The sequence below is a fragment of the Calyptranema fuscum S582 genome (assembly GCF_055793305.1).
Genome location: NZ_JBSLYH010000002.1, coordinates 164,681 through 189,054, shown reverse-complemented (window position 1 = coordinate 189,054; position 24,374 = coordinate 164,681). Strand labels below are relative to the sequence as shown.

Genomic DNA, 24,374 nt, shown 5'->3' with positions numbered 1-24,374 from the left:
GAGGCTTCAACGTTACATCTCCAGGTGAAGGGGATCCTTCTACCTATGCTAAAGATCGCAGATTCAATGAACCCATATTTCTTTTCAGGAAAGTGGCAGATGAGCCATCACTTTCTCGAAAAATTGGGGTTATCTCAATCTGCGTTTCTCAAGAGAACGGATGAACACCTCCTTCCCCCAGAAGTTGCTAAAACGGGAGCCGAGCGAACAGGCCTGTTTGGCTACGATTGTTAAGTAAAAGATCTACTCGATAGCCATGGAATGGTCGATGAGGATGGGGTGCAGGGGTGGAACCCCTGTCCGGAGGCACAGCCCCCGTGCCCCCGTCCTAACGAACCCTTCGGCTGCTATATGTAATCGTTGCCAAATTTTGGATTAAGGCAGTTGCACCTACTCTTAGAATTCCCTGAAGTGCTAGTGAATTGCGCTCGTTAACACCTCAATGTCAGCGATCGCATCAAGAGCAACACCGATTTACAATTATTAACATATGCTTGCGTCTTTACAAAGACTGGCAACCTACCGCTTAACCTAGAAACTCGGCAATACGCGACACCGCCGTTTCCAAACGCGCCGGTTCATGGACTAAGGCAAACCGCGCATAACCCTCACCCGATTTGCCAAACCCGGCACCGGGCGAAACAGCTACACCCGTGGCTTCAACTAATTGGGTGCAAAATTGGATTGAGTCTGTTGCCCAGGGGTCTGGCAATTTTGCCCAGACATACATGGTTGCGGTGGGCATGGGCACTTGCCAGCCAATGCGATGCAATGCCGATACAAAGGCATCTCGGCGTTGCTGAAATGTTTCAACCGCCTGTTTTACTCCTCCCTGCGAACCCGTCAGTGCCGCGATCGCCCCGTTCAATATGCCGCGATATTGATTGAAATCCACTACAGCTTTCACCTGACGCAGTGCCCGAATCAGATCGGCATTGCCGATCGCATAGCCAACCCGAAAGCCTCCCATGTTATAGGACTTGGATAGGGTAAAAAATTCGATTGATACCCGCTTATCCGGATCGGCTTGCAAGACGGAGGGGGGAGCCGTTCCCTCAAAAAACAGATCGACATAGGGAAAATCATGCACCAGCACCAGGTTGTGTTGCTGGCAAAAGGCGACAGCTTGCTGGAAAAAGTCTAATGAGGCGATCGCCGTGGTGGGGTTGTGGGGATAGCTCAACACCATCATGCGAGCTTGCCCTAACACTGCCACTGGAATTTCATCAAACATCGGCAGAAAGCCATTTTCAGCTCGCAGAGACATGGGATAAACCTGACCTCCTGCCAGGTAAACGCCCCCGGCATGAGACGGATAGCCCGGATCTTGTAACAAAGCAAAATCGCCGGGATTCAATACGGCTAAAGGTAAATGTGCCGTTCCTTCTTGCGAACCAATCAAGGGTAAAACTTCGGTTTCTGGATCGACAGCAACCCCAAACCGATCGCTGTACCACCGGGCAGCAGCTTGCCGAAATGCCTGGGTGCCGTGAAACAGGAGATATCCATGCGTGCTGACATCGGGTAGCGATTGGGCGATCGCATCTAACACATGACCAGGAGTTGGCAAATCCGACGATCCTAAAGACAGATCAATCAGATCACGGCCTGCCGCTTTTGCCCTGGCTTTCGCCCGATCCATATCCGCAAACACATTGGCTTGAAGAAACTCCAACCGCTTAGCAAATTCCATTGCTTTGACCTCGTTCGCTATTGGCTGTTAGCCGTTATACCTGATTTAAGTTTAGAGCCGGAGTTTTGCTGTAAGAAAAACTCTACTTGCAAACGTTAGATAAGGTTTGTAGCGCTTCGCGCTTGGCTAGAACCAGATTATTGTTTGAATGCCATGCAGAGCATGGCATTCAAACAATAATCTGGACTCCGCTTCATTAAAAATCGTTATAGCTATGGGGTGTTGAGGTTGGGGATTTTATCAAGCCGAAAAGTTATGTTTGCAAGCGCAGCAACGCTGCGCTTGCAAACACAAACGTCTGAGTTTTATCTAAGGGGTAGCCATTGGGATCACAGAGCCAATCACCCAGGCGTTGCTGCATACAGGGTTTAAGAGAGTCATGGCGAAGCCATGACTCTCTCGATCAGAGTTTTGCTCAATCCCCAATAGTGGGCTAATTGCCAATAACTAAATTGCTAATCGCTATTTACTGATTTAAATGCGTCGCCAGAAATTCTTCTAGCTTCTGCTTACTCATTGCCCCTTCGGTAGCTTCAATCTGCTGACCATCCTGAAAGATCACCAGCGCCGGAACCCCTTGTACACCACACTGAGCAACAGTTTTTGGGTTTGGATCAATTTCCATCTTGACGATCTTCAGGCGATCGCTATATTGCTGAGACGCCCAATCAATTGCGGGTGCCATCAGCCGACAGGGACCACACCAGGATGCCCAAAAATAAACCAAAACAGGTTCACTCGATTGCACAACCTGTTCATCAAACTCGTTATCCGAAATCACAGAGACACGGCTGCTCATACCTAGATACCAATTCCTAACAGACTGCACGTCAGACCTATCCAAACAGTGATCAGAAAAATTAATTTTTCGTGCCCAGAGGGTATAAAAAATTAATTTTCCGAATAGGTTCTTAATCTAGATTAACTGTCTATAGAACTTTGCGATTAGATTAGCTCAAGTTCTTTTTGAGAATCGCCCTCTTTGCAACGATTCTTTTAGAATCGCAACGATTCTCAAGCTTGGATCAATTTCTTGCGCTTACCCAGGTTGTATCGGCTCTGTATCGGTTGATGGGTTGAGTTTAGGAGTAGGAGATTTCTGAAGATGTGACCCCTGTAGATACGAAGCATTCGAACCATGGTCTTCGCCATTTACCAAAGCCTATCTAAACGAATGCTTTGCCCTGACGATTTGCTGGGATGACCTTTTCTAAAAATCGCCTTAAGTCTGTGCCGCGTCCATGTCTACCTGATTTATCACTGCTGCTGATCTAAGTAGTCGTCTGGACTGGTATAGCCGCCTGGGAATGGTTCACGGTTTTAATTGCCCCCAACAAACCGCTCCCCATCCCAGACATTCCTACGATAGTATGCCGTTCGCGCATCAACCTTCACCCATTGGGCTGAACTCAAGGATGAATTCCCGTTAACCCATCTGGGCGAACCCAAAAAATACTAAAAACCCATCAAGATACCGTTGTTTTCTTTCATAAAGAGGGTATGATGATTTGAAAACGATAAAACACTAAAATCCGACCGGAAAACCGTAGTATAATGATTAGGCTTTTATCCTGATGTCTAGTACTCTCCTGGAACTGTCTGCTAGAGTCGAATACGCCTTCCTGGCGTTGCTAGAAATGGCAAGCCGCTATACCCACAAAGAACCCTTGAAGATTAGTGAAATTACTGCCAAGCAACCTATCCCCAATCGCTATTTAGAGCAAATTTTGACGAGTTTGCGTCGTAGTGGCATTGTTCAGAGTCAGCGCGGCGCAAAGGGGGGCTATGTTTTGGCACGCGAACCCTGGCGAATCACGCTACTAGAAATTTTGTTGGCAGTGGAAGGAGATTTTTCTAGAGATGGTGTTGCTCAACGCGATGCCAGTCCAGACCCCAAACGGTCTGGCTTGCTAAGCTTAGAAGAAAACCTGGTGAAGGAAATCTGGCAGCAGGCAGTAGCAGCAGCACAAGACACATTAGGACAGTACACCTTGCAAGATTTGTGTCAGCGACGCGATCTTCATCGGCAAACGAATCCGATGTACTACATCTGATGGACGTAAACGAAGTTGTTTGCCGATTTAATCAAAGTTATTTGATATTCTAAATAGGGTCAGTCGTTAATGTTTCGTTGCCAGGTAATTCCGTGAGTCCTACTGCTTCTGCTACCCTTGCCTCCCCCACTGCTACTCGTCGAGCGGTCTTCCCCTTCACAGCAATCGTAGGGCAGGAAGAGATGAAACTTGCTTTATTGCTCAATGTCATTGACCCTAAAGTGGGTGGGGTAATGATTATGGGCGATCGCGGTACAGGGAAATCTACTACCATTCGTGCCCTGGCAGATTTGCTACCCGAAATTGATGTAGTTGCCGACGATCCGTTCAGCAGCCACCCTAGCGACCTCGATTTGATGAGCGATGTGGTCAAACAGCGGGTAGAGCAGGGACAAGACATCAAAATTACGCAAAAAAAGGTGCAGATGGTAGATCTGCCCCTGGGCGCAACAGAAGACCGAGTATGCGGCACCATTGACATTGAAAAAGCCTTATCGGAAGGGGTCAAAGCCTTTGAACCAGGGCTTTTAGCAAAGGCAAATCGTGGCATTCTCTATGTCGATGAAGTCAATTTGCTGGATGATCACTTGGTTGATGTTTTGCTTGACTCTGCGGCGTCGGGTTGGAACACGGTGGAACGAGAAGGAATTTCGATTCGTCACCCGGCTCGCTTTGTTCTCGTAGGGTCTGGTAACCCCGAAGAAGGCGAGTTGCGTCCTCAGTTGCTCGATCGTTTTGGTATGCATGCTGAAATTCGCACGGTCAAAGAACCGGCTTTACGCGTGCAGATTGTCGAACAACGAACCGAATTTGACCAGGAGCCGCAACGTTTTCTAGAACAATATCAGGCTCAACAAGATGAATTGCAGCATCGCCTGGTCGAAGCTCAAAACCTGCTGAAATCTGTTTCGATCGAGTACGACTTACGGGTTAAAATCTCTCAAGTTTGTTCAGAACTCGATGTCGATGGGTTGCGGGGCGACATTGTCACCAACCGAGCCGCAAAAGCGCTAACAGCATTTGAAGGCAGAACCGAAGTAACCCCAGACGATATCCGGCGGGTAATTGGCTTATGCCTGCGTCACCGTCTTCGTAAAGATCCCCTGGAATCGATCGATTCTGGCTATAAAGTCGATAAAGTCTTTAGCCAGGTGTTTGGTCTGGTTGATGCTGAAGCCAATGGAGCCGGGGTGCGGTAGGGATTAAGAATTTTAGATGGGTGAGGCTTTTTAAGCTGCTCTTCGGCTGATAGCGATGAGCTATTAGCTACAGTATGGAAAAACGTATCTTGGGGCTTGATCCAGGGTTAGCAACGTTGGGGTTTGGTGCGATTGTATGCACCGGCTCGCCCGGTGCTAAACCTCAGAGTATTTCCGCGTTGGATTATGGGGTGATTCAAACCCCCGCAAAAACGGAGGTGGGCGATCGCCTCTGTATCATTTATGACGATCTGCATAGCGTGCTAGAACAGGTTAAACCTGATTTGGTGGCGATCGAAAAGTTATTTTTCTATCGCATGGGTAATACAATCCTGGTGGCACAAGCGCGGGGGGTGATCATGCTGGTGTTAGCACAGCACAAACTTCCCTTTGTTGAATTTACGCCTGCACAAATCAAACAAGCGTTAACGGGCTACGGCAATGCAGATAAATTTGCCGTGCAACAAGCCGTTGCCCATGAGCTGAATCTGGAGACGATTCCAAAACCAGATGATGCCGCCGATGCATTGGCGATCGCCCTGGCAGCCGTCTTTAATGAAGCAACTAATTGACCTTATAGCAGTGTGCAAGGTCGTTAAGTCCAGAAACGGTGTTGTGGGGCGCTCCGCGCCCCCCAACACCGTACTGAATCAACCTGCACAGCGCTTGTTTACAGGGGCAGACGGTCGTTCTCCCCTTCAATAAATTGAGTGTGGTGCTGCGCGAAGCGCAGCACCACACTCAATTTATCTAAATCAAATCAGCACCATCAGATTAGTGCTGCCAGACAAACACCTTTGCTTCATACTCAGGTAGATCGGTCATGATACTATTCTCACCCGATTCCACATCATAGTTTCCCGTCCATTCATGCCAGGTTCCATTCTCTGGAAATTCTGGTACTGTATAGCCTGCCAGGAATTGGTCTGAGAGATTTGCCACGACAACGACGCGGGAACCTTCATCGTTCCAACGAACATAGGCTAATACTTTAGCCTCTGGATTCTCATGGAAGAAATTAATGCGATCGGTATAAAGCGCATGATTTCCTTTGCGTAGAGCAATCAGACCCTTGTAGTAGTCAAATAATCCCTGATTCAAATCATTCTTGAGCAACGACCACTCAATTTTGGCTTGCTCAACGGTTTTGTGCTTATATTCGCCAAATTCTTCTCCCATCCAAATCATGGGAATGCCGACAGCCGTCATCAGCAAAGCCGCTCCTAACTTTGCCCGTTTGAAAGCGGCTTCATCAAAAATATTGCGGTCTGCCAATTCTGCCATCAGGTGATTGTGGTCATGGCTGGTCAAATAGTTGACCACATTGGTCACACCCATATAACCCCGACGTTTCGGTTCTAAAACTGCTTTTAACGCGTCCAGATCAAAACTGTCTCCGCAAATATGGGATAGGAGACAGTGGTAAAACGTTTCGTGCCAACAACCGTCCATCGGTCCATCAACGTTCGTAATCTCAGGCGTATCTGGAATGTGTTCAGCAACGTTATAAAATGGCTTTGTTCCGGCTGCTTGTTTCGTTTCTTGAACAATCCAGTGCATGAAATCGTAGTTGGCAATTTGCCGTGCGGCGTCGTAACGAATACCGTCAACGTGGTATTCATTGATCCAAAAACGCACCACATCTCCGATAAAACGGCGCGCAGGATATGTCTCTAATAATTCGTCGTAGTGTTCGTAGTTAAATTCGGGACCCCAGTTGTTATCGGGATCGCGGGGTTCATGATGATACCAATAATCGTGATCGATCTGAGCCAGCGGGCATTCCATTTCGGAGTGGTTATAAACGCCATCCAGCAACACGCGGATGCCGCGTGCATGACATTCATCGACCAGGCGTTTTAAGCCGTCGGTGGTGCCGTAGCTCGATTCTGAAGCAAAGAAATAACGAGGATTGTAGCCCCAGCTATGATCCCCAGGATATTCCTTTACAGGCATCAGTTCGATCGCGTTGATGCCAAGGTCGCACAGATAATCTAATTTCTCAATCACATGGCGAAACTTACCGCGTTCATAGGGATCATCTTCACCCCCAGAAAAGTCACCCACATGCATTTCATAAATTACCAATTCATGGTCAGCAGGTAAGGGTTTGTCATCATGCTGCCAGACGTAGGTATCAATGATGCGCTCCCCATCTTTGACTTGAATAATACAATTTTGGGTGGGGTCGTCAATATTGGTGGCGTAGGGATCGTTGACATCCACCCATTGGTCAGGTTCAAAAAACCAACTTTTGCTCTGAATTCGATATTTGTATTGGTAAATGCCGTCTTCTAATTCAACCTGAGTGCGAAAATATCCATCTTCACCTTTGGTCATGGCGATCGCTTCCCAATCTGAGAAACAACCCACCAGGGCTGCGGCATTGTTATAGGGCGCAAATAAACTAAATTCAATACGACTAGCCATAAACTTCTCCTGGGAAGGAAATTGAGCTAAGTTTGATTGTCTGCGGTAGACAGTCGAGAAACATCCAGCAGGAGAAATAGTTGACTCTGTGTCGCAAGAGAGAACGTTTATTGCGTTGTCCTAAGCAGCTGATTCATCTCACAATCATTTTGGTTTGGCTCTGAGGTGGGCTGGAAATCCGCAGGATTTCCAGCCCACCTCATACCGTTTTGATATGAGGCTGCGCCTGATTTTACCCCCGGCTGTCGCCGTCCCCCTTGCCAAGGGGGACTATAGGGGGTCATGGGTTTGGCGCATCTTCATAAAAAATTGGTATCAGAGCTGGATTGAGCAAGGCTGAATACTTCTATCCCACCTTTGATATGTCTTTAGATACCGTCCTGGATGCGGCGATCGCCACTCAGCTGCAAAGATTCTCGTTTTTGGAATACTTCATCGAAGCGGGTGCTGTGATTACGGCAGCATTTTCGGGGATGCTGGCTGCCCGGAAGAAACGCATGGATTTAGTGGGCACTTACATCGTTGCCTTTGTTGCCGCGTTTGGGGGCGGAACGTTGCGCGATGTTCTGTTGAACCGTCGCCCGCTGTTTTGGGTGAACTATCCCGAATATCCTGTCATCTTGTTTGTTCTGGCAGTTATCTTCGTCTATCTCCCCCAGGTCTTTCCCTCCCGACCGCTGTTCAGGCACGTCTTTGATGGAGTAGATGCGTTGGGGTTGGCACTGTTTAGCATATCGGGAGTATCCTATGCCCTGGTCTACCAGACGCCCTATTTTGTCGCTTCGTTAATTGGTGTGATTACAGGTGTGTTTGGTGGGGTCTTGCGCGATGTTTTGCTGGCTGAGATCCCCGTCATTTTTCGCACACAAACGTCGTTATATGCCACATGCTCGTTCTTTGGTTGTTGGCTTTTATTGGGGGGATTGTTTTTGGGGATGAATCCAACGACCGCCTCGTTTATAGGATTTGCCGCGATTGTGTTGTCGCGCATGATCTCGATTCGCTACAAAATCACCTTACCAACACCTCGGTATCTGACTGACGCCGAAGTCTCTCCCAGAGATGCTCAAACAAAAGAAGGGCGATCGCCTTGATGTGCGATCGCCCCAAAAATTATAGATTTAGTCAACCTCGGCTCTTTTAAAGGGAGTGACGGCTCAGCCGTCACTCTCTTAAAATGAATCGGTGATCCTAAGCAGAGAGGGTACGGCGCTTCGTTGCCAACTGGAAGGTTTCGACAATGTCGCCATTTTCCCAGTCTTTGAAGTTGTCCACCCCAATACCGCATTCGTAGCCAGCATTGACTTCTTTGACGTCTTCCTTCATCCGTTTGAGGGAATCCAGATTTCCTTCAAAGACAACCGTGCCACCACGATTGACCCGTATTCTACAGTTACGAATGGCTTTACCCGATTGGATATAGCAACCAGCCACTGCGCCCCGTCCTACCGGGAAGACTGCCCGAACTTCGACCCGTCCTAATGGCTCTTCTACCATTTCTGGATCTAACAACCCTTCCATGGCACCCTGGACATCTTCTAGGAGTTTATAGATGATGTTGTAGTCACGGACATCCACCCCTGCCGTATCGGCAGCGTATCTTGCACCGCTGGCAAAGGTTGTGTTGAAGCCGATAATGACAGCATCACTGGCAGCAGCAAGATCCACATCAGTTTCTGTGATTTCACCCGGAGCAGCCAGCAAGACCCGCACCTGTACTTCTTTTTGGGGAAGTTGTTGCAGGGCATTCAAAATCGCTTCAACAGACCCTTGAACGTCTGCTTTCAAGATCAAGTTGAGTTCCTTCAGTTCCCCTTCCTGCGCTTTGGCAGAGAGGGTATTGAGGCTGACCCGTCGAGATGCCATCGCTTGTTGTAAGCGAGACAGACGTTGTTGATCTGCACGACCCGATGCAATCGAACGAGCTTCTTTCTCTTCAGCGAAGACTTCAAACTCGTCGCCTGCTGCCGGAACATCGCTGAGGCCTAAGACTTCAACCGCGAAGGATGGCGTTGCTGCATCCACCCGCTTACCCCGGTCATCGATCATTGCCCGGACTTTACCGAAGACAGAGCCTGCTACCAGGACATCGCCGACATGCAACGTACCGTTTTGAATCAGCAGGGTTGCCACTGGACCTCTCGATTTATCCAGGTTGGCTTCAATTACCGTACCTCTAGAGAGACGGTCGGGATTGGCGTGCAGATCTTCTACTTCTGCAACCAACAGCAACATTTCTAGCAAAGTATCCAGGTTATCGCCTTTGATGGCGCTGACTGGAACCATGATCGTGTCGCCACCCCATTCTTCAGGCACCAGGTTAAACTCGGTTAACTCTTGCTTAACTCGGTCAGGCTGGGCTTCTTCCTTATCAATTTTGTTGATGGCAACAACGATAGGAACGCCTGCTGCTTTCGCGTGGCTAATCGCCTCAATGGTCTGAGGACGAACACCGTCATCCGCAGCGACAACCAGCACCGCAATGTCGGTTACCCTGGCTCCTCGTGCCCGCATCGCCGTAAAGGCTTCGTGACCCGGAGTATCCAGGAAGACGACTTGCTGTTCTTGACCCGCATGTTCGACATCGACATGATAAGCACCGATATGCTGGGTAATGCCACCGGCTTCACCTTGCGCCACCTTAGTCTTCCGGATCGAATCCAGCAGGGTGGTTTTACCGTGGTCAACGTGTCCCATGATTGTGACAACAGGCGGACGGCGTTGGAGTTTGTCCATATCCGTCACGTCGATCATCTCGGTGACTTTCTTGGCTTCAGCCTCGGCTTCAGCCGTTTCCACCTCTACCTCAAACTCTTGCGCCACCATGGTGGCGGTGGGAATGTCCAGAATTTGGTTGATGTTGGCGGCGATACCTTTGAAGAACAACGTCTTGATGATGTCTGTCTCAGGAATTGCCAGTGCATCTGCCAGGTCGTGCACCGATAAGCTGCCGGTCAACACAATCTGTGTGGGGCGCTCTTTCACTTCTTGCTCACGGCGATCGCGACGAGCATTGCGTTGAGAATCACCCGATCCAGGTTTACGCCTTTGCACAGACGGTGCCGATGCCGGTTTAGGCTGCGACGGACGATTCTTGGGTTTGGGCGGACGCATCAGCGACAAGCTCACCTGGGTCGGCGACAGCTCATCCCGATCGTCAGTATCCTCATCCAGATCCTCAAGATCGTCAATAACATCTAAATCTTCATCTTCGTCAATAACAGGTTGAGACCTGCGCTTGGTCTTGACTCCCGTTTTACTAACCTTATTGGCGAGCTCTTGCTCATCTTCTTCCTCTTCCCAGCTCTTGCCCCGCTTGACTTTGGAAGGAAGACTAGGACGACGAAGTTCTAAATCGCCTGGGGTCTCAACCACACCAACCCGAGATCTGTTTGGATCTGAGTCGCCGGATTCAGAGTCAGCACCAGCTTTACTTGGACGCACTGGTTTGCTGCGAAGCTCAATCACAGGCTTCGGTTTTAGCGTAGGTGCATTGCCTCGTTCACCACCGGGCGATGGTCTGGATGGGCTGGATGCGATCGCCGCTCCGGCTTCAGACCCTCTGCGAGGCTGACCAATAACCCGAGTTGATGGCTCCGAACTACTCGTAGTCTCAGCCGGTTTCCGATCGGGGCTATCAGTGCGAACACGTTTCAGAATCGGACGATTCACCGTCATTTCAGGCTGAATGTTGACAGCGCGACTGGCTCGCTCAGGACGAGCAGGTGGAGCAGAAAGCTCTACTGACTCCTCTTCCACGATCGGCACGGGTGGCAGCGATGCCTCTACCACGTCTGCTTCAGGTGCAGCAGGTGCTTCTACGACTGGCTCTTGTGAAACTGGAGCCACTTCATCAAGAATATCTGGCTCCGATTGAGCCAGTTCGTCAGCTGATTTAGGCTGGCGACTAGGTTGGTTTAAACGAACCGGAGGGCGATTAGGCGATGCAGCAGGTTTGGGAGACAATTCACCCTGGGAAGTAGAGGGTTCAACATCGGGACGCTTAGGCGGCTCGGTTAGAGAACGATTCCGTCGAATTTCTAAAATTTGTTGCTTACGCACAGGAGGTTGTGAGCCTGATTTACGCGATTGTTGTGAGTTTGAGACTGAGCTAGACGACTGTGTCTTAGTAGTAGAGGAAGAGTGGCTGGGTGTGTACTTCTCGGCGGCAGCTCTTATGCGTTCTGCCTCAGCATCAGAAATCGTGCTGCTATGGCTTTTTACCGAAATATTGAGTTGGTCACAAACTGCCAAAATGTCTCTATTATCCAGATTGAGCTCCCGTGATAGTTCATATATTCTAACTTTGCCGTTGTTCATCCACACTTTCCCCTTCGTTCCAATTTATTCCAACTTTTGTTACATAAGAATGACCTTTTGCCTTTACAGGAACTACATTGTGATCAATTTAACCTTGGGTAATTTCTCAAATCCAATACTCCATGAATATAGAATCTAAGGTGATTAAGAGGTAAGCCTTGTCGTAGTTTTTGACTAAAGGGCTAGATTGAACACTTCAGAAGATTTAAGACTACTGTATAATCTTGCATCAATTTCAGAAAGTTAAAAATCATTGGGATGATTTTTACATCTCTACGATTGAAACAGATTATGTCTCGTGTTCAACGACTAATCTAACTTAACCGTCGCACATTTCTTCTGAAATGAACCCAGATATAGTTCTAGAAGGTATGGCACTTTCTTTGAAGTGCGTTGTTTGATTGTGGCGCTTTGCGTCTTATTCCACGAACCCCCTTATCAATCTTATTGATTAATTTCTGGATTGGGGGGTGCTGTGGGGAATTTTGTCCGGCTTGACCTCGTTACTAAAATCCTTTGATATCTTTTGGTTGCTCAGCCAACCGTTGCCCCAGGGTCTGGTAAATAGACTCAGGCACCGGCACCTTCAGCGATCGCCCTAAACGATTTTTCTTCTGAGCTGCCTGTAAACAGGCTAAATTAGGGCAAAGATAAGCAGAGCGTCCGATACCCTGATCTAATTGTACCGTCTTAGACGGATGCAGCCTGACTATTCGCCAGAAATCGGACTTGGGTTTAATTTCGCGACAACTGACACATCTACGGTAATTAGGCTGCATACGCGACTTTTACAATGCGATCGTTATTGGGGGCGCTCTAGTGCCGCACTGATTTCAGTGCCAAACCCATCTTTCCCATCGTCGGATGGGCTGTCCTCCGGTAGTGATCCCTCTGCAACCCTATCCTCTTCTGCGTCATCTTGCTCCGGCAATTCTTCGCCTTCCGGCAGAAAATCTTCTTGACCTTGCGAGTCTTGCAGGTCTTGTTGGGCTTGCTGGGTTTCCTGATCGTCTTGATCGTCGTCGTATTCGTCTTCGTCGTACTCGTCGTCTTCCGCCTGCATGGCTAACTTGGCTTGACGGCGTTCTTCTAGCAAGTCTGCAATTTTCCGATCTTCTAGATCGTAGTCATACTTAGCAGAGTCTTTGATGTCGATCTTCCAACCCGTCAAACGAGCTGCCAAACGGACGTTTTGCCCTTCTTTACCAATGGCTAGGCTGAGCTGATCATCAGGAACCAACACATGGGCTTGACGATCTTCAGGGTTCATCAATCGTACTTCATCCACCTTTGCCGGACTGAGGGCATTGGCAATGTAGGTTGCCGGATCGGGCGACCAGCGAATGACGTCAATTTTTTCGCCCCGCAGCTCATTTACAACGACTTGAATGCGTGATCCCCTTGCGCCAATGCAGGCTCCGACGGGATCAACATCGCGTTCTACGGTATCAACAGCGATTTTGGTACGAGGTCCGACCGACCGAGACGGCGGGTTCGCTTCTCGTGCGACAGCGACGATGCGAACGATTTCATCTTCAATTTCAGGCACTTCTGTGGCAAATAAATCGACCACCAGACCAGCATCTGCCCTGGAGACCAGCAGTTGAGGACCGCGATGGGAACCTTCAGAGACTTTTTTTAGCCAAATTTTGAACGTCGCATTGGCGCGATAGTTGTCGTTGGGCAACTGATCCCGTTTTAGCAATTCGGCTTCGACTTCTGGCTGACCAAAGCCACTGCTAACCGCCATAATCACGGATTGGCGCTCAAATCTCAGCACCCTGGCTAGCAAAACGCTGCCTTCAAGTTCCTGAAATTCTTCTTGGACAAGCTTGCGTTGTTGATCGCGCAATTTTTGGGCAAGGACTTGCTTGGTTTGGATCGCCGCCATCCGACCAAATTCACCTTGGTCAGGGGTTACATCTAAAATGACGGTATCTCCGAGCTGGGCTTCGGCAGCAACTTCTTGTACTTCTTGTAAGGCAATTTGGTGATCTGGGTTGGTAACCGTTTCTACAATGGTTTTGGTTGCCAGGACGCGAAACCCTTCGTCTTCAATATCTAATTCAACTTCAAAGTTATTGAAATATTCTTCATCGAAGCTAGAGTGATCGGGTCGATGAGTGCGTCGATAGCGCTCGTAGCCTTTGAGTAATGCTTCTCGTAGAGCAGCTTGAACCGCGTGTTTCGGTAAATTTCGTTCACGGCTAATGCCGTCGATCATGTCTTGAAGTCCGGGTAACGCAACCATGGACATAGGAGAAACCTCCAGAGGATATATTGAGTTTTGGAATCGAGTTTTGGACGTTGAAATGTCAGAATTCGAAGTTTAAGTTTGAATTTTAAGGTTTGAATTTTGCAGGAACGATTCAGACATCCAGCATTTAAGGAATTGAAGTAGAGTGTGGGGATCACGTCAGAGGCAATAAACTGGCGACGGTGTTCACTGGTTTATCTGCACATGTGTGACCCGACGTTTCCCGCAAAACTGAGAACTTAAAACTCAAAGCTTGGGATGGGTTAGTTGTCGCTTTTGTCCTCAAGTTGAACGTCACTGATTAGCTCTCTGGGAATGGCGATCGCCCGACCTTTAAGGCTGAGATGTACAGCGGCATCATCTCGACGGATCAGCTGACCCTGCCAATTTTTTTGTCCTTTATAAGGCTCAGTTGTGGTGACGGTGACAGTAAATCCTTTAAAGGAGATAAATTCGCGATCGCTGTTTAGGAATCGCGACACACCTGGGCTAGAGACCTCCAGAATATAAGCATCGGGAATCAAATCGGAGGCATCTAACGTTGCCTCTAAGGCTAAGCTCATCTGTTCACAGTCATTGAGGCTTGTATCTGTTTGAGGATTGCGAATATCGATGCGCAGAACGGGCGGACTCTGGTTGGTGTGAAAAACAGCACCGACCAACTCCAACCCCAAATGGGTTGCCACAGGAGTTGCCAAATCAATAACGTGTGGAATTAACGGATGAGTCATTTCTCAATAAAATCAATAAAAAAAGCGGGTTGTGACCCACTTCCGGCGAAATGATGCCTAAGTAAGCGCACAGGCAATTTCTTGCCTGCGCCTAATAGATTAGTTTAGCGGATCAATTCCAGAGTTGCAGGCTTCTTTAGCCTACTCGCCTGTTCTTTTATAACAATTGAGTAGATGGTTAGGACAGTGGGGGTGTGGGGGCTGCGTCCCCACGCAGGGGTGGAACCCCTGCACCCCGTGATCAAACGTTTGATTGGTCTACTTGTTGAGCAAATCTCCGTTTTGGGGTGGCGCGGCACAGTCGCGCCACCCAAAAACTGGGGTTTTATTTTATTTTTTATTGGCAGATTGAGTAATTTCGTAAAGCCGTTGTGTCTTTTCTCGCAACTGTTCGATGTCTTCGGTAGCTAGGCGTTTGACATAGTTAATTTTGAATTCATCTAGCCAGACATTGACCAAGGTCTCTATCTCTTTTACCGTTTTTTCTTGACCGATTTCGGCTCTAAACGTGCTGCTCAAGTTTTGTAAGAGTTGGCGGATTAATTCTGCACCGGCTTCATCATTTAAAGATCGTTTGAGGACGCCATAGAGTGCCTGGTATAACTCTGTCACCAATTGTTGGGTGAGTTGCTGTGGCAGCTCCTGCATTCCTGGCAGTTGCTGAATCCCTCGATAGAGAGGAATTCCTTCGAGTGCCCGGTTAACGGTGTGGTTGAGCAGGGCTTCGATATCTGGTTGTACTTTGGGTAAGACTTGATCGACCAGGGTGCTGGAAATACGTTGGGTAATAACGCTGGCTTCATCAACATTGTTGAGATCGACGTAGCGGGGACCTGTATCGGGGTTGAGCAGCACCTGGGCAATATCGCCCTGACGCACCAGCGTTTGCACTTGATCGATCATGCGAATGACGACGATTTCGGTTAACTCCACGGCAAAGCTGGCAATGATGCTGCGAGTAATGCGATCGCGCAACGGTTCCAAATTGATCAGGTTGGAATGATTGATGCGGGTGATCACCGGAATCACGCGCAACAGCCCAAATAAAGGAGCAAATAGCGAAAACGGGATCAGCAACAACAGGTCATACCAACGCCAGAGCATGGCATCTAGCCAACTGATAGTGTTGTGGCGTTGCCGAATATACCAGGTTCGAGCTAAAAACTCTAAACCAAAGATGGCAATAAAGGGTAACTCGATTAAGATAAATCGATTTAACGGTCTGCCATCAAACCCAATATTGCGATAGTAGTTTGTCGCAATCAGCGGTCGGATTTTGGCATCAAAAAAATCGATCTCTTGTTTGAACCCCTGCTGCATCAAAAAGCGCTGGCTCCAAAACAGCTCGAAGGCAAGTTTAGAAGATTCTAATTCTTGATCAGTTTCTTGACTGACGTGATCGCGCATTCGCTCTTTGATGCGCTCTAACGTGCCGGACTTATTGGCAACTTCGAAGGGATCTTCATCGACCATTGCTGCGCTACGCGCGCTCAAATTGGCTAGTAATTCCTGCGTCTGAGGTGCCGTTAACCCTTGAGCCGCGATCTGATCTTCTAGCTGCGCAACGGTTGCTAGATATGCCTCGGTCGATCGGTGTGGTTCGATGCCTTTAAATTGGCGACCATACCAATTAGTAAAATCTGGAAGTTGGCTGAGGTAAAGATCGCGCAGGGGAATATAACTCAGGTCAAATACAACGAGACCCAGGTTAGCAAGGGCGATCGCCGCCATTATTTTTTCAAACCACCGATTTTTACGGCGAACTGAAGTGGATTTAGAAGAAAGTCTCAGAGCTGCCATGATGAATTTTTACATTTCTTAAGACTGCCCTCAGCCTTTTAACCAGCGGGGCACCACAGGCAACCTTATCATCGCAGGTTAACGGCAAATACTGGCATCACTTAAGGACTAGAAATATAGCAATGAAATGGTTAATTTAGGACAGAAAGCAGGGGCTTCACCCTGTTGTCCTGACCAGCTCTTTGGCTGCTATGGCATCAAATCCCCATTTTGCTGAGGGTATGTCTCTGTCGCGTCACTGACGACGCAAAGATTTTAGGCGATTTCTAGAAAAGGTCATCAGCAAAATGTAGGGGCAAAGCATTCGAACTATGGTGTTTGCCATTTACCAAAGACTATCTAACGAATGCTTTGCCCTTACAGGGGTACCATCTTTTTCATACCGATTTAAACAGACTTCACAGCACATCGATCTAATGTAGGGGCGCATCGCAATGCGCCCCTACAGTATCTGGTGCGATCGCTAATCAAATTGGTATCAGAAATCTCCTTCAAGGATATTTACAAAATTAAAACCCACAACTTTTTGGGAGAGTGCGGCTCTGCCTTACTCTCCCAAAAAAGTTATTCAAGTTATTTTTATCAGGATCTTTAGCAACCAGAGATTTTAGTAATCAGAAAATTCTTGAAGCGAGAGGCTAAGCAATAGCGTGGCGATCGCGATAAAATGATGATTAACATTTCTTTACATTAATCAATTGCCCCATGCGCCTCAGGATCACAGATTGAATCTCACTTGTCCAAACGTCTGGTCTATACAATTCATGATCCCGAACCGTATGCCATGGGGTACAGGAGCAACATTTATGCAGACAGCAGCCGCAACTCATATCGGCGCTTACTGGGAATGGCGGGGGCAGCCTATTTATTATGTTCGGGCTGGCAATGCCGACAGCGGTCATCCGCCTTTATTGCTGGTTCATGGCTTTGGCGCATCGACCGACCACTGGCGTAAGAATCTGGCTGAACTGAGCAAAGATTTTGAAGTCTGGGCGATCGACCTGATGGGGTTTGGGCGATCGGCTAAACCCAATTGGCAATATAGCAGCGATCTCTGGCGCGACCAACTGGCTGACTTTATCCAAGCCGTCATCGGTCAACCCGTTGTGTTGGCAGGTAATTCGTTAGGCGGATATATTTCATTGTGTGTTGCAGCTCAGCGATCGCAGTCTGCCAGGGGCGTTATTTTGCTCAACAGTGCCGGTCCTTTTTCCGACGCAAACGCCAAGCTTCAGCCCAATCCCATGCAACAGGTGATCAGTCAGGTAGTGCGATCGGTATTGTTGCAACCGCTACCCAGTTGGCTCTTGTTTCAATATGTGCGCCAACCCGCTATTATCCGAAGAACATTAGAAAAGGTCTATCTCGACCCCAGCACCATTACCGATCAACTGGTGGAAGATATTTATCGCCCATCGTGTGATGTCGGTGCAGCACAGGTTTTTGCTTCTGTGTTTAAAACACCCAGTGGTGAATTGGTGGATACGTTACTGAGTCAAATGGAGTGTCCGCTGTTGCTGCTTTGGGGTGAAGGTGATCCCTGGATGAATGCGAGAGCGCGGGGTGAAAAGTTTCGGCAATATTATTCCCGCTTAAAAGAACACTATCTCCAGGCGGGGCATTGTCCCCATGATGAAGTACCGGATCAGGTGAATGCCCTGATCAAACAGTGGATGTTGAATTCTCTGATCCCATGAAACAAGTAATGGATGCGTGGCAATGCCGCGCATCCATTACTGTTTTTATAAGGCTTCGTCCCTGTTATGTAGCGGTGTGCAAGTTCGTTCAGTGTAGAAACGGTGTTGTGGGGCGCTCCGCGCCCCACAACACCGTACTGCATCAACCCGCACAGCGCCATAGATTATGAGTGTAGTGTGAGAGCCGGGGTCTCAATACTGGATTTGTAGGGTAACAGAGGCTTGAACGTCTTGTTCGCCACCAATGACGGGAGTTGGGGCAGCCGCCGCTTCTGACATCCGCATGGCACGATCTTGGAAATAGATGGGAGGCGGGGGGCTGGCGTTGTTGACCTGGATGTTGACCACTTCCTGACGGGTCAAGCCTAAGGTGGCTAAGACAGCATCAGCTTGTTCTAATGCATCTTCGGTCGCTTCGCGCAGAGCAACCCGCTGTGCCTGGGCGATCGCCTCGTCGGTCGCTATAAAACTAACGCCATCAATCCGGGTTGCACCTGCATTCACAGCATCATCCAAAATACTTCCGGCGCGTTCTGTGGCAATTTCAAAACTGACGATGTTGGTGGCAGTATAACCAATCAACCGCTGGCGATTATCGGAATAATCGTACATGGGGCTGAGCGAAATTCCAGTGGTTTGCAGCTTACTGACATTGCGCGATCGCAACAAATCAACCACGGCATTGGTGCGACGAGCCACTTCTTGTTGCACTTCTTCAGCTGTTTCACCCTGAGCCTCAACCCCCAAATTAACTTGCGTCAGAGTTGTGGCAATGCTTTCTTCCCCTTGACCTGAAACCGTAATGGTTCTCAATAGCTGTTCTTCTGCAAAAGCGGGTTTTACCATCGTTAAACTCAATAACCCCAAGGCTAACGGCAAGATAGTCGCAATTTTTTTAAGCGAATTCGTAGAGTGGATCGATAGAGCAGATTTCATAGAGAGTTTGATCTCCTCACAATTGGTTTAAGTAGCATGTTCTTACTTTGGCACTCTCCGCTCAAAACAATGCAATGGTTACACTTTTAGCAACTTCTTTTTGCCGGGTATGAGTCAGAGATCCATTATGAGTTGTTGAGCAAGGCGCGCTCCGCGCGCCTTGCTCAACAACTCACAACCAGTTTGAAACACGACCGATTTACTGGGAGGTTTTCTTGCGAGTGCGCCTGGGTTGCGTGGGAACTGTTGCCGGTTGGGTGACTGGCGCGGGTGGCTGTTTCAGCGTTTTACCGTGTTGCTGAAGTGCCTGGACTAGTATTTGCCAGCTGAGGTTTTCGGCAGCAGAATTTGCCAGATGTAGGCTAGCGGTCTGAGCGATCGCCCGAATGTCGCCACCACTCAGCGTTAGTTTTTGAGCCAACCATTGCCAATCGATATCTGAGGAAAAATTGATATGGGGTGGGAACGATTGCTGCCAGAGTTTGAGGCGATCGCCTGAACTGGGCATGGGGAAATGGAGGATGTGATCCAGTTGCTTTTGCCAACGGATGCTCACCGACTCTAGTTTTTCTACGGTTAAAATCGTGATGCCTGCTAGACTTTGGCGCTGAGCCAGAAATTGATTCAAGTCAATCGGTGAGATCGGGGCAGAGCGTTTTAACCAATGGTGGGCGGACTGAATCAGCACTACAGTCGGGGCTTGATCCGCGATTTCCTGAAAAACTTGTCGGTACTCTTCCGGTTTTACCAGGGCTAGATCGACTTGAGCCAATGCTGCGTCCATCGCCTGGGCGATCGCCTCTGCGGCACTTTTTTTACCCGTTCCGCTTGCTCCTGCGAATAAAATCACCCGTCCCAGTTGATCAAGCGGATGGTGGGTCAATCCTTCCGTCTGCTTCTGAATTTGCTGAGCAGCGTGACCAATCGCCTGTAGTTGATCGAGAAGGGGCGAGGGCAAAACCAAATCTGTCCCGATGCTGGGGGGACGTGTCAGCAAAATTGGCTGTGTTTGAGGTCGTGCGATCGCGGGGGTCAGCAATTGTTCTAACGTTTCCAGGGTCGGTTGGGTTGACAGGAGATAGGTGATACACGACTCAGACAGCTTGATCGGCTGATTTAAGAAGGTCTGGGCTACCCCCGGTAATACGTTACATAATTGAAATGCTTGCAGCGGTGAATCGGCTAGCCGAAGTCGGGCATCTCGCCATTCTGCATCATTCCGACAGAACAAGCGCAACACCAGATCCACCGTAGGCAGATCCGTCTGGAACAACGTATCGTCTCCTTGCAGATACCGATAGAGACGAGCATAGCGACGATTAACTTCCGGTGCCAGACTCATGAGGATCAGATTTTTCTCAAAATGGCTCAGGTGCAGGCGATCGCACAGTAGGGGCAAAGCCAACACCACCCCGCGCTTTTGACTCAGCTGAATCTGGGCTTCCAGTTGTTGTTGATAGCTTTTGTTAGGAGTAGTCGATGGTTTGCGATGCTCGTCATAAGAATTGCCCCCTTCCAGGGAAACGACACCCTTCCACCAATGACTGGTGACTTTATCGACCCGGCTATGGGCAATCCGATCTACGTCTTTCGTTTCTTTCCGCTGACGGGCGATCGCCAACATTAAGACCCGTTCCAACCAGTTCAATTCTGTTTTTAGATAAGCCCAATTATCAGAAAATCCCTCTGGCTGGTCAGATGACATACGGCAGTTTAAAAGTTCACTCCCTCTATTGTGGCGCTAGAGAGTCGGGATTGTGAAAGTACCCGTCCATAGGACAGGTACTTTCACCGTCTATTTAGGGATCTGCTGTTTAGAAAAGTCCCGGTTTTGGTAAGGCACAACTCCGCCGCATTGTGACAACTCCAAGACCTCACAGAACTACACTAGTACACCAACTTAAAAGTTTTAGAGGGGGTGGAGGGGGTAAAAACCCCTCTTGGGGGCGCAGCCCCCAAACCCCCATGTTGCAAAATTTCGTGTTTGCAACACCAGTGCTTTGTCAAGTATTTTCTGACGGGTGATGTGCTGCGCTTCGCGCAGCACATCACCCGTTTTAACCATCAATTTTTAATGGACAGACCATCAGTCCTTTAGAGCGTGAATTTAGATCACGGCTGGACAGCAGTTATTCTTCTTCTACAAAGTTTTCATCCTCATCCCCATCTTCATCCTCGTCTTCACTCAGCGAAACGGCTGCGACCGAATTAGCGGAAACCACTGCGCCTGTTTCTAACTTCTGCCGGACTTTTTGTTCGACTTCCTTAGCAACATCAGGCTTTTCTTCTAGATATTTAATGGCGTTATCTCGTCCCTGGCTAATATTTTCGCCGTTATAGCTATACCAGGCACCTTTGCGCACTACAATCCCGGTTTCTTCTGCCATATCCATCAAGCAGCCCAGAGTCGAAATTCCTTTACCAAAAATCACATCAAACTCTGCGATGCGGAAGGGAGGGGCAACTTTGTTTTTTGCCACTTTGACTTTGGCGCGAATACCATACTCCTCAGTACCTTTTTTCAGGGTTTGGATACGGCGAATATCCAACCGCACAGAAGCATAGAATTTGAGGGCATTACCCCCCGTTGTGGTTTCAGGATTGCCGTAAGAAATCCCAATCTTTTGCCGTAACTGGTTCAAAAAGACCACGCTACAGCCAGTTTTACCAATACTTCCGGTAATTTTTCGCAGGGCTTGGCTCATCAATCGAGCTTGCAACCCTACGTGGGCATCGCCCATTTCTCCTTCGATCTCAGCTCTCGGGACGAGAGCGGCGACAGAGTCAATCACGACGATATCGATCGCATTCGATCGCACCAGTTGATCGACAATTTCCAGCGCGGCTTCGCCTGTATCGGGTTGAGAAACCAGCAGGTTGGCAATATCTACACCCAATGCTGCCGAATACGCCGGATCAAGGGCATGTTCAGCATCGACAAATGCGGCGACGCCTCCTGCCTTCTGGACTTCAGCGATCGCATGCAGGGCTAAGGTGGTTTTACCCGAACTTTCAGGCCCATAGATTTCGATGACTCGCCCTTTGGGCAACCCTCCACCCAATGCCAGATCCAGGGTCAATGCGCCGGTAGAAATGGTTTCAACCTTCATGCGGGTGGCATCACCCAAGCGCATAATGGTGCCTTTGCCAAAGGTGCGATCGATTTGGTTGAGCACCAAATTGAGTGCCTTTTCTTTTTCTGAACTTTCGCTGCTCGTCGTCTTAGCCATTAGTGCCTCAAAACAAAATTTTAGAAATCTTTAGAATTCAGGCGTTAAAATATTGCCGTGCCAAATTTCCTGAATTCTATAGCAATACTTCTGGAGATAGGGATAGACCAAATGGGGTAGGTTGCCTCAGGGCTTAAAAAACGGTCGCGATCGGCGTCATTTGCCGAATGTCGCACCCGTAGAAGGCTAAAGTTGTCGATTTAATTCAATCCACGATCTGACATAGACCCGATCAACAGGGAGGCAGAGGGCAGAGGAAGTTTCGTCTCCTCTGAGGGCAAAAAACTGACCCTATGTTGCAAAATTTAGTGATTACAACCCCAGTCTGCACTGTATCTTAAATGAAACAATTGCACGTCTTTCACACCCTCTAGTGTTTCGTTCAGTAAACTCTGGAAGACACAGGGTACGAAGGCAACGCCTAACCCCTAGCCATTTCTGAAACCGATGAATGAAAACCCGTTCTAGTTTTTGTCCTCAGTAGAAGAAACCCCTTGAAGTGCAATAAAGCTTACTGTCTAATTCAACTTAGACTCGTTAATCTATAGACAGTCTTTAATAAAGACCGTCTAAAAATAGTTCTGATCCATTCTAGGCTAAATTACAGTCAATTAGATACAAGTGTACTATATCAGTTCGTCTTAGATCTTTTGCTCTAGATCTTTACGGTTCAACCTGAAAACTGCGTCTAGAAAACCAGAACCTTGGGGAATTATGACTTCTAACTTCCCTAGCCTGCTCATCCCAGACACGACATTGTCGGTTGCAGGGCTAAATGCGTATATTCAAGCCTTGCTAGAGAACGATCATCAGTTGCGCCAAGTGTGGGTCACTGGAGAAGTCTCTAGTTCTAGTCGTTATCGGAGTGGGCTGTTTTTTACCTTACAAGATCCAGATGCCCAGGCAGCGGTCAACTGCATTGTCTGGAATAGCCATCTGAATAAACTGGTTGCCCAGCCCGCCCATGGTGAACAGCTGATTATTTTAGGCAGAATCCATGTTCATCCCCAACGGGGCAGCTACCAGTTGATTGTCTGGCAAGCGTTGCCTGCCGGGGAAGGGTTACGAGCATTGCGCTATCGCCAATTGCGGAAGCGACTAGAAGCCGAAGGGCTGTTTGAGCTAGACCGCAAGCGACTGTTGCCCACCCATCCTAAAACCATTGCCGTGGTTACGTCTCCTCAAGCTGCCGCCTGGGGAGATATTCAGCGGACGCTCAAGCGCCGTTATCCGGGGCTGCACGTCTTGTTCTCTCCGGCGTTAGTCCAGGGAGATCAGGCACCAGGTTCAATTGTGCAGGCAATCGAACGGGTGCAGCGAGATGGACGCGCCGAGGTGTTGATCCTTTCCCGTGGGGGAGGTGCGGTTGAAGATATGGCGTGTTTTAACGATGAACGAGTGGTGCGAGCGATCGCCACGTGTCCCATTCCCGTAGTGGCTGGGATCGGTCATCAACGAGATGAATCGCTGGCAGATCTGGTTGCCGATGTCTGCGCTCACACGCCAACAGCGGCGGCAGAACAAGCTGTTCCGCGTCTATCTGAAGTCTATGCAGAACATCAAGAACGGATTGCGGAACTCGATCAGGCGATTCATGCCTATTTAGACAATGCTCATGCTCAAACCAGACGGTTGCAAGAACGCTTACAACGGTTGCGACTCGATCGCCAGTTGCAACGCGAAAACCAGACAATCGCCTGGATGCAACAGCGCTTAATTCGTAGTACCTCCCAACAACTTCAGGAGGCGAAGGCACACTGCCAATTGCTCAAGCAAAAGTTGGGTACCCTCGACCCTGCTGCCGTGTTACGGCGTGGCTATGCTCTGGCAAGCCAAGCTGATGGTGCGATTGTGCGATCCGCCGCAGAGGTGACTCCGGGGCAATCGCTCAACCTCCAATTGGCTCAAGGTCATATTAAAGTCACGGTTTCTGAAATTCTCAAGTTTCCTGATCTGCAAACCGAGCAATCTACTCACGACGACCTATGAACGACTCACCTGGCGAACAGCGTCTGCTCGATAATGGC

At 48.8% G+C, this 24,374-nt stretch carries 18 protein-coding genes; 7 read left to right on the top strand and 11 right to left on the bottom strand.

The genetic code is table 11. From position 1 onward, the window contains the following. The first annotated feature begins 99 nt into the window (after positions 1-99). A complete protein-coding gene (locus tag ACR6Z4_RS02305; protein ID WP_479715593.1) occupies positions 100-234 on the top strand; it encodes a hypothetical protein in 135 nt (44 codons plus the stop codon). Between the two features lie 292 nt (positions 235-526). Here the strand turns inward: ACR6Z4_RS02305 and ACR6Z4_RS02300 are convergent, their stop codons facing one another. Further along, entirely contained in the window at positions 527-1,693 is a 1,167-nt protein-coding gene (locus tag ACR6Z4_RS02300) for an LL-diaminopimelate aminotransferase (RefSeq protein ID WP_479715592.1), read from the bottom strand. A gap of 466 nt (positions 1,694-2,159) precedes the next feature. Continuing rightward, positions 2,160-2,492 carry a thioredoxin gene (gene trxA / locus ACR6Z4_RS02295; RefSeq protein ID WP_479715591.1) on the bottom strand — a complete coding sequence of 111 codons (333 nt, stop codon included), beginning with the start codon at positions 2,490-2,492 and terminating at the stop codon, positions 2,160-2,162. A 775-nt stretch (positions 2,493-3,267) separates the two neighbouring features. Here trxA and ACR6Z4_RS02290 point away from each other — a divergent pair. The 3 genes from ACR6Z4_RS02290 to ruvC all read left to right on the top strand — a co-directional run bounded on the left by ACR6Z4_RS02290 (position 3,268) and on the right by ruvC (position 5,518). Continuing rightward, positions 3,268-3,747 carry an RrF2 family transcriptional regulator gene (locus ACR6Z4_RS02290; RefSeq protein WP_479715590.1) on the top strand — a complete coding sequence of 160 codons (480 nt, stop codon included), beginning with the start codon at positions 3,268-3,270 and terminating at the stop codon, positions 3,745-3,747. A gap of 92 nt (positions 3,748-3,839) precedes the next feature. Next, the gene (gene bchI / locus ACR6Z4_RS02285) at positions 3,840-4,946 is read left to right on the top strand and encodes a magnesium chelatase ATPase subunit I (RefSeq protein ID WP_479715589.1); all 1,107 of its coding nucleotides are present in this window, start codon (positions 3,840-3,842) and stop codon (positions 4,944-4,946) included. 74 nt (positions 4,947-5,020) lie between these two features. Beyond that, entirely contained in the window at positions 5,021-5,518 is a 498-nt protein-coding gene (ruvC, locus tag ACR6Z4_RS02280) for a crossover junction endodeoxyribonuclease RuvC (protein WP_479715588.1), read from the top strand. Between the two features lie 202 nt (positions 5,519-5,720). On the opposite strand, the gene ACR6Z4_RS02275 is transcribed toward ruvC, so the two are convergent. Continuing rightward, positions 5,721-7,376 carry an alpha-amylase family glycosyl hydrolase gene (locus tag ACR6Z4_RS02275; RefSeq protein ID WP_479715587.1) on the bottom strand — a complete coding sequence of 552 codons (1,656 nt, stop codon included), beginning with the start codon at positions 7,374-7,376 and terminating at the stop codon, positions 5,721-5,723. A gap of 326 nt (positions 7,377-7,702) precedes the next feature. On the opposite strand from ACR6Z4_RS02275, the gene ACR6Z4_RS02270 reads away from it, so the two are divergent. Then, entirely contained in the window at positions 7,703-8,470 is a 768-nt protein-coding gene (locus ACR6Z4_RS02270) for a trimeric intracellular cation channel family protein (RefSeq protein WP_479715586.1), read from the top strand. Positions 8,471-8,567: 97 nt separating this feature from the next. Here the strand turns inward: ACR6Z4_RS02270 and infB are convergent, their stop codons facing one another. The 5 genes from infB to ACR6Z4_RS02245 all read right to left on the bottom strand — a co-directional run bounded on the left by infB (position 8,568) and on the right by ACR6Z4_RS02245 (position 16,484). Further along, the gene (infB, locus tag ACR6Z4_RS02265) at positions 8,568-11,696 is read right to left on the bottom strand and encodes a translation initiation factor IF-2 (protein WP_479715585.1); all 3,129 of its coding nucleotides are present in this window, start codon (positions 11,694-11,696) and stop codon (positions 8,568-8,570) included. A gap of 506 nt (positions 11,697-12,202) precedes the next feature. Beyond that, a complete protein-coding gene (locus ACR6Z4_RS02260) occupies positions 12,203-12,475 on the bottom strand; it encodes a YlxR family protein (RefSeq protein WP_479715584.1) in 273 nt (90 codons plus the stop codon). Positions 12,476-12,498: 23 nt separating this feature from the next. Then, positions 12,499-13,953 carry a transcription termination factor NusA gene (gene nusA / locus ACR6Z4_RS02255; protein ID WP_479715583.1) on the bottom strand — a complete coding sequence of 485 codons (1,455 nt, stop codon included), beginning with the start codon at positions 13,951-13,953 and terminating at the stop codon, positions 12,499-12,501. Positions 13,954-14,216: 263 nt separating this feature from the next. Then, on the bottom strand, positions 14,217-14,684 hold the full coding sequence (gene rimP, locus ACR6Z4_RS02250) for a ribosome maturation factor RimP (RefSeq protein WP_479715582.1): 468 nt from the start codon (positions 14,682-14,684) through the stop codon (positions 14,217-14,219). 330 nt (positions 14,685-15,014) lie between these two features. Next, complete coding sequence (locus ACR6Z4_RS02245; protein WP_479715581.1) at positions 15,015-16,484, bottom strand: hypothetical protein; 1,470 nt, start codon at positions 16,482-16,484, stop codon at positions 15,015-15,017. Between the two features lie 806 nt (positions 16,485-17,290). On the opposite strand from ACR6Z4_RS02245, the gene ACR6Z4_RS02240 reads away from it, so the two are divergent. After that, entirely contained in the window at positions 17,291-18,181 is an 891-nt protein-coding gene (locus tag ACR6Z4_RS02240; RefSeq protein ID WP_479715580.1) for an alpha/beta fold hydrolase, read from the top strand. Between the two features lie 192 nt (positions 18,182-18,373). On the opposite strand, the gene ACR6Z4_RS02235 is transcribed toward ACR6Z4_RS02240, so the two are convergent. The 3 genes from ACR6Z4_RS02235 to recA all read right to left on the bottom strand — a co-directional run bounded on the left by ACR6Z4_RS02235 (position 18,374) and on the right by recA (position 22,347). Further along, complete coding sequence (locus ACR6Z4_RS02235; protein ID WP_479715579.1) at positions 18,374-19,117, bottom strand: SIMPL domain-containing protein; 744 nt, start codon at positions 19,115-19,117, stop codon at positions 18,374-18,376. A 199-nt stretch (positions 19,118-19,316) separates the two neighbouring features. Then, positions 19,317-20,822 carry an AAA family ATPase gene (locus tag ACR6Z4_RS02230; RefSeq protein ID WP_479715578.1) on the bottom strand — a complete coding sequence of 502 codons (1,506 nt, stop codon included), beginning with the start codon at positions 20,820-20,822 and terminating at the stop codon, positions 19,317-19,319. Positions 20,823-21,246: 424 nt separating this feature from the next. Beyond that, positions 21,247-22,347: a recombinase RecA gene (recA, locus tag ACR6Z4_RS02225; RefSeq protein ID WP_479715577.1), complete on the bottom strand. Its 1,101-nt coding sequence runs from the start codon at positions 22,345-22,347 to the stop codon at positions 21,247-21,249. 714 nt (positions 22,348-23,061) lie between these two features. Here recA and xseA point away from each other — a divergent pair. Next, positions 23,062-24,336 carry an exodeoxyribonuclease VII large subunit gene (xseA, locus tag ACR6Z4_RS02220; protein WP_479715576.1) on the top strand — a complete coding sequence of 425 codons (1,275 nt, stop codon included), beginning with the start codon at positions 23,062-23,064 and terminating at the stop codon, positions 24,334-24,336. The last annotated feature ends 38 nt before the right edge of the window (positions 24,337-24,374 follow it).

Bases quoted from the DNA above. Each gene is read 5' to 3' on its own strand.
- ACR6Z4_RS02305 (WP_479715593.1), top strand. From the start codon at position 100: ATGAGCCATCACTTTCTCGAAAAATTGGGGTTATCTCAATCTGCGTTT.
- ACR6Z4_RS02300 (WP_479715592.1), bottom strand. From the start codon at position 1,693: ATGGAATTTGCTAAGCGGTTGGAGTTTCTTCAAGCCAATGTGTTTGCG.
- trxA (WP_479715591.1), bottom strand. From the start codon at position 2,492: ATGAGCAGCCGTGTCTCTGTGATTTCGGATAACGAGTTTGATGAACAG.
- ACR6Z4_RS02290 (WP_479715590.1), top strand. From the start codon at position 3,268: ATGTCTAGTACTCTCCTGGAACTGTCTGCTAGAGTCGAATACGCCTTC.
- ruvC (WP_479715588.1), top strand. From the start codon at position 5,021: ATGGAAAAACGTATCTTGGGGCTTGATCCAGGGTTAGCAACGTTGGGG.
- ACR6Z4_RS02275 (WP_479715587.1), bottom strand. From the start codon at position 7,376: ATGGCTAGTCGTATTGAATTTAGTTTATTTGCGCCCTATAACAATGCC.
- infB (WP_479715585.1), bottom strand. From the start codon at position 11,696: ATGAACAACGGCAAAGTTAGAATATATGAACTATCACGGGAGCTCAAT.
- ACR6Z4_RS02260 (WP_479715584.1), bottom strand. From the start codon at position 12,475: ATGCAGCCTAATTACCGTAGATGTGTCAGTTGTCGCGAAATTAAACCC.
- nusA (WP_479715583.1), bottom strand. From the start codon at position 13,953: ATGTCCATGGTTGCGTTACCCGGACTTCAAGACATGATCGACGGCATT.
- rimP (WP_479715582.1), bottom strand. From the start codon at position 14,684: ATGACTCATCCGTTAATTCCACACGTTATTGATTTGGCAACTCCTGTG.
- ACR6Z4_RS02245 (WP_479715581.1), bottom strand. From the start codon at position 16,484: ATGGCAGCTCTGAGACTTTCTTCTAAATCCACTTCAGTTCGCCGTAAA.
- ACR6Z4_RS02240 (WP_479715580.1), top strand. From the start codon at position 17,291: ATGCAGACAGCAGCCGCAACTCATATCGGCGCTTACTGGGAATGGCGG.
- ACR6Z4_RS02235 (WP_479715579.1), bottom strand. From the start codon at position 19,117: ATGAAATCTGCTCTATCGATCCACTCTACGAATTCGCTTAAAAAAATT.
- ACR6Z4_RS02230 (WP_479715578.1), bottom strand. From the start codon at position 20,822: ATGTCATCTGACCAGCCAGAGGGATTTTCTGATAATTGGGCTTATCTA.
- recA (WP_479715577.1), bottom strand. From the start codon at position 22,347: ATGGCTAAGACGACGAGCAGCGAAAGTTCAGAAAAAGAAAAGGCACTC.
- xseA (WP_479715576.1), top strand. From the start codon at position 23,062: ATGACTTCTAACTTCCCTAGCCTGCTCATCCCAGACACGACATTGTCG.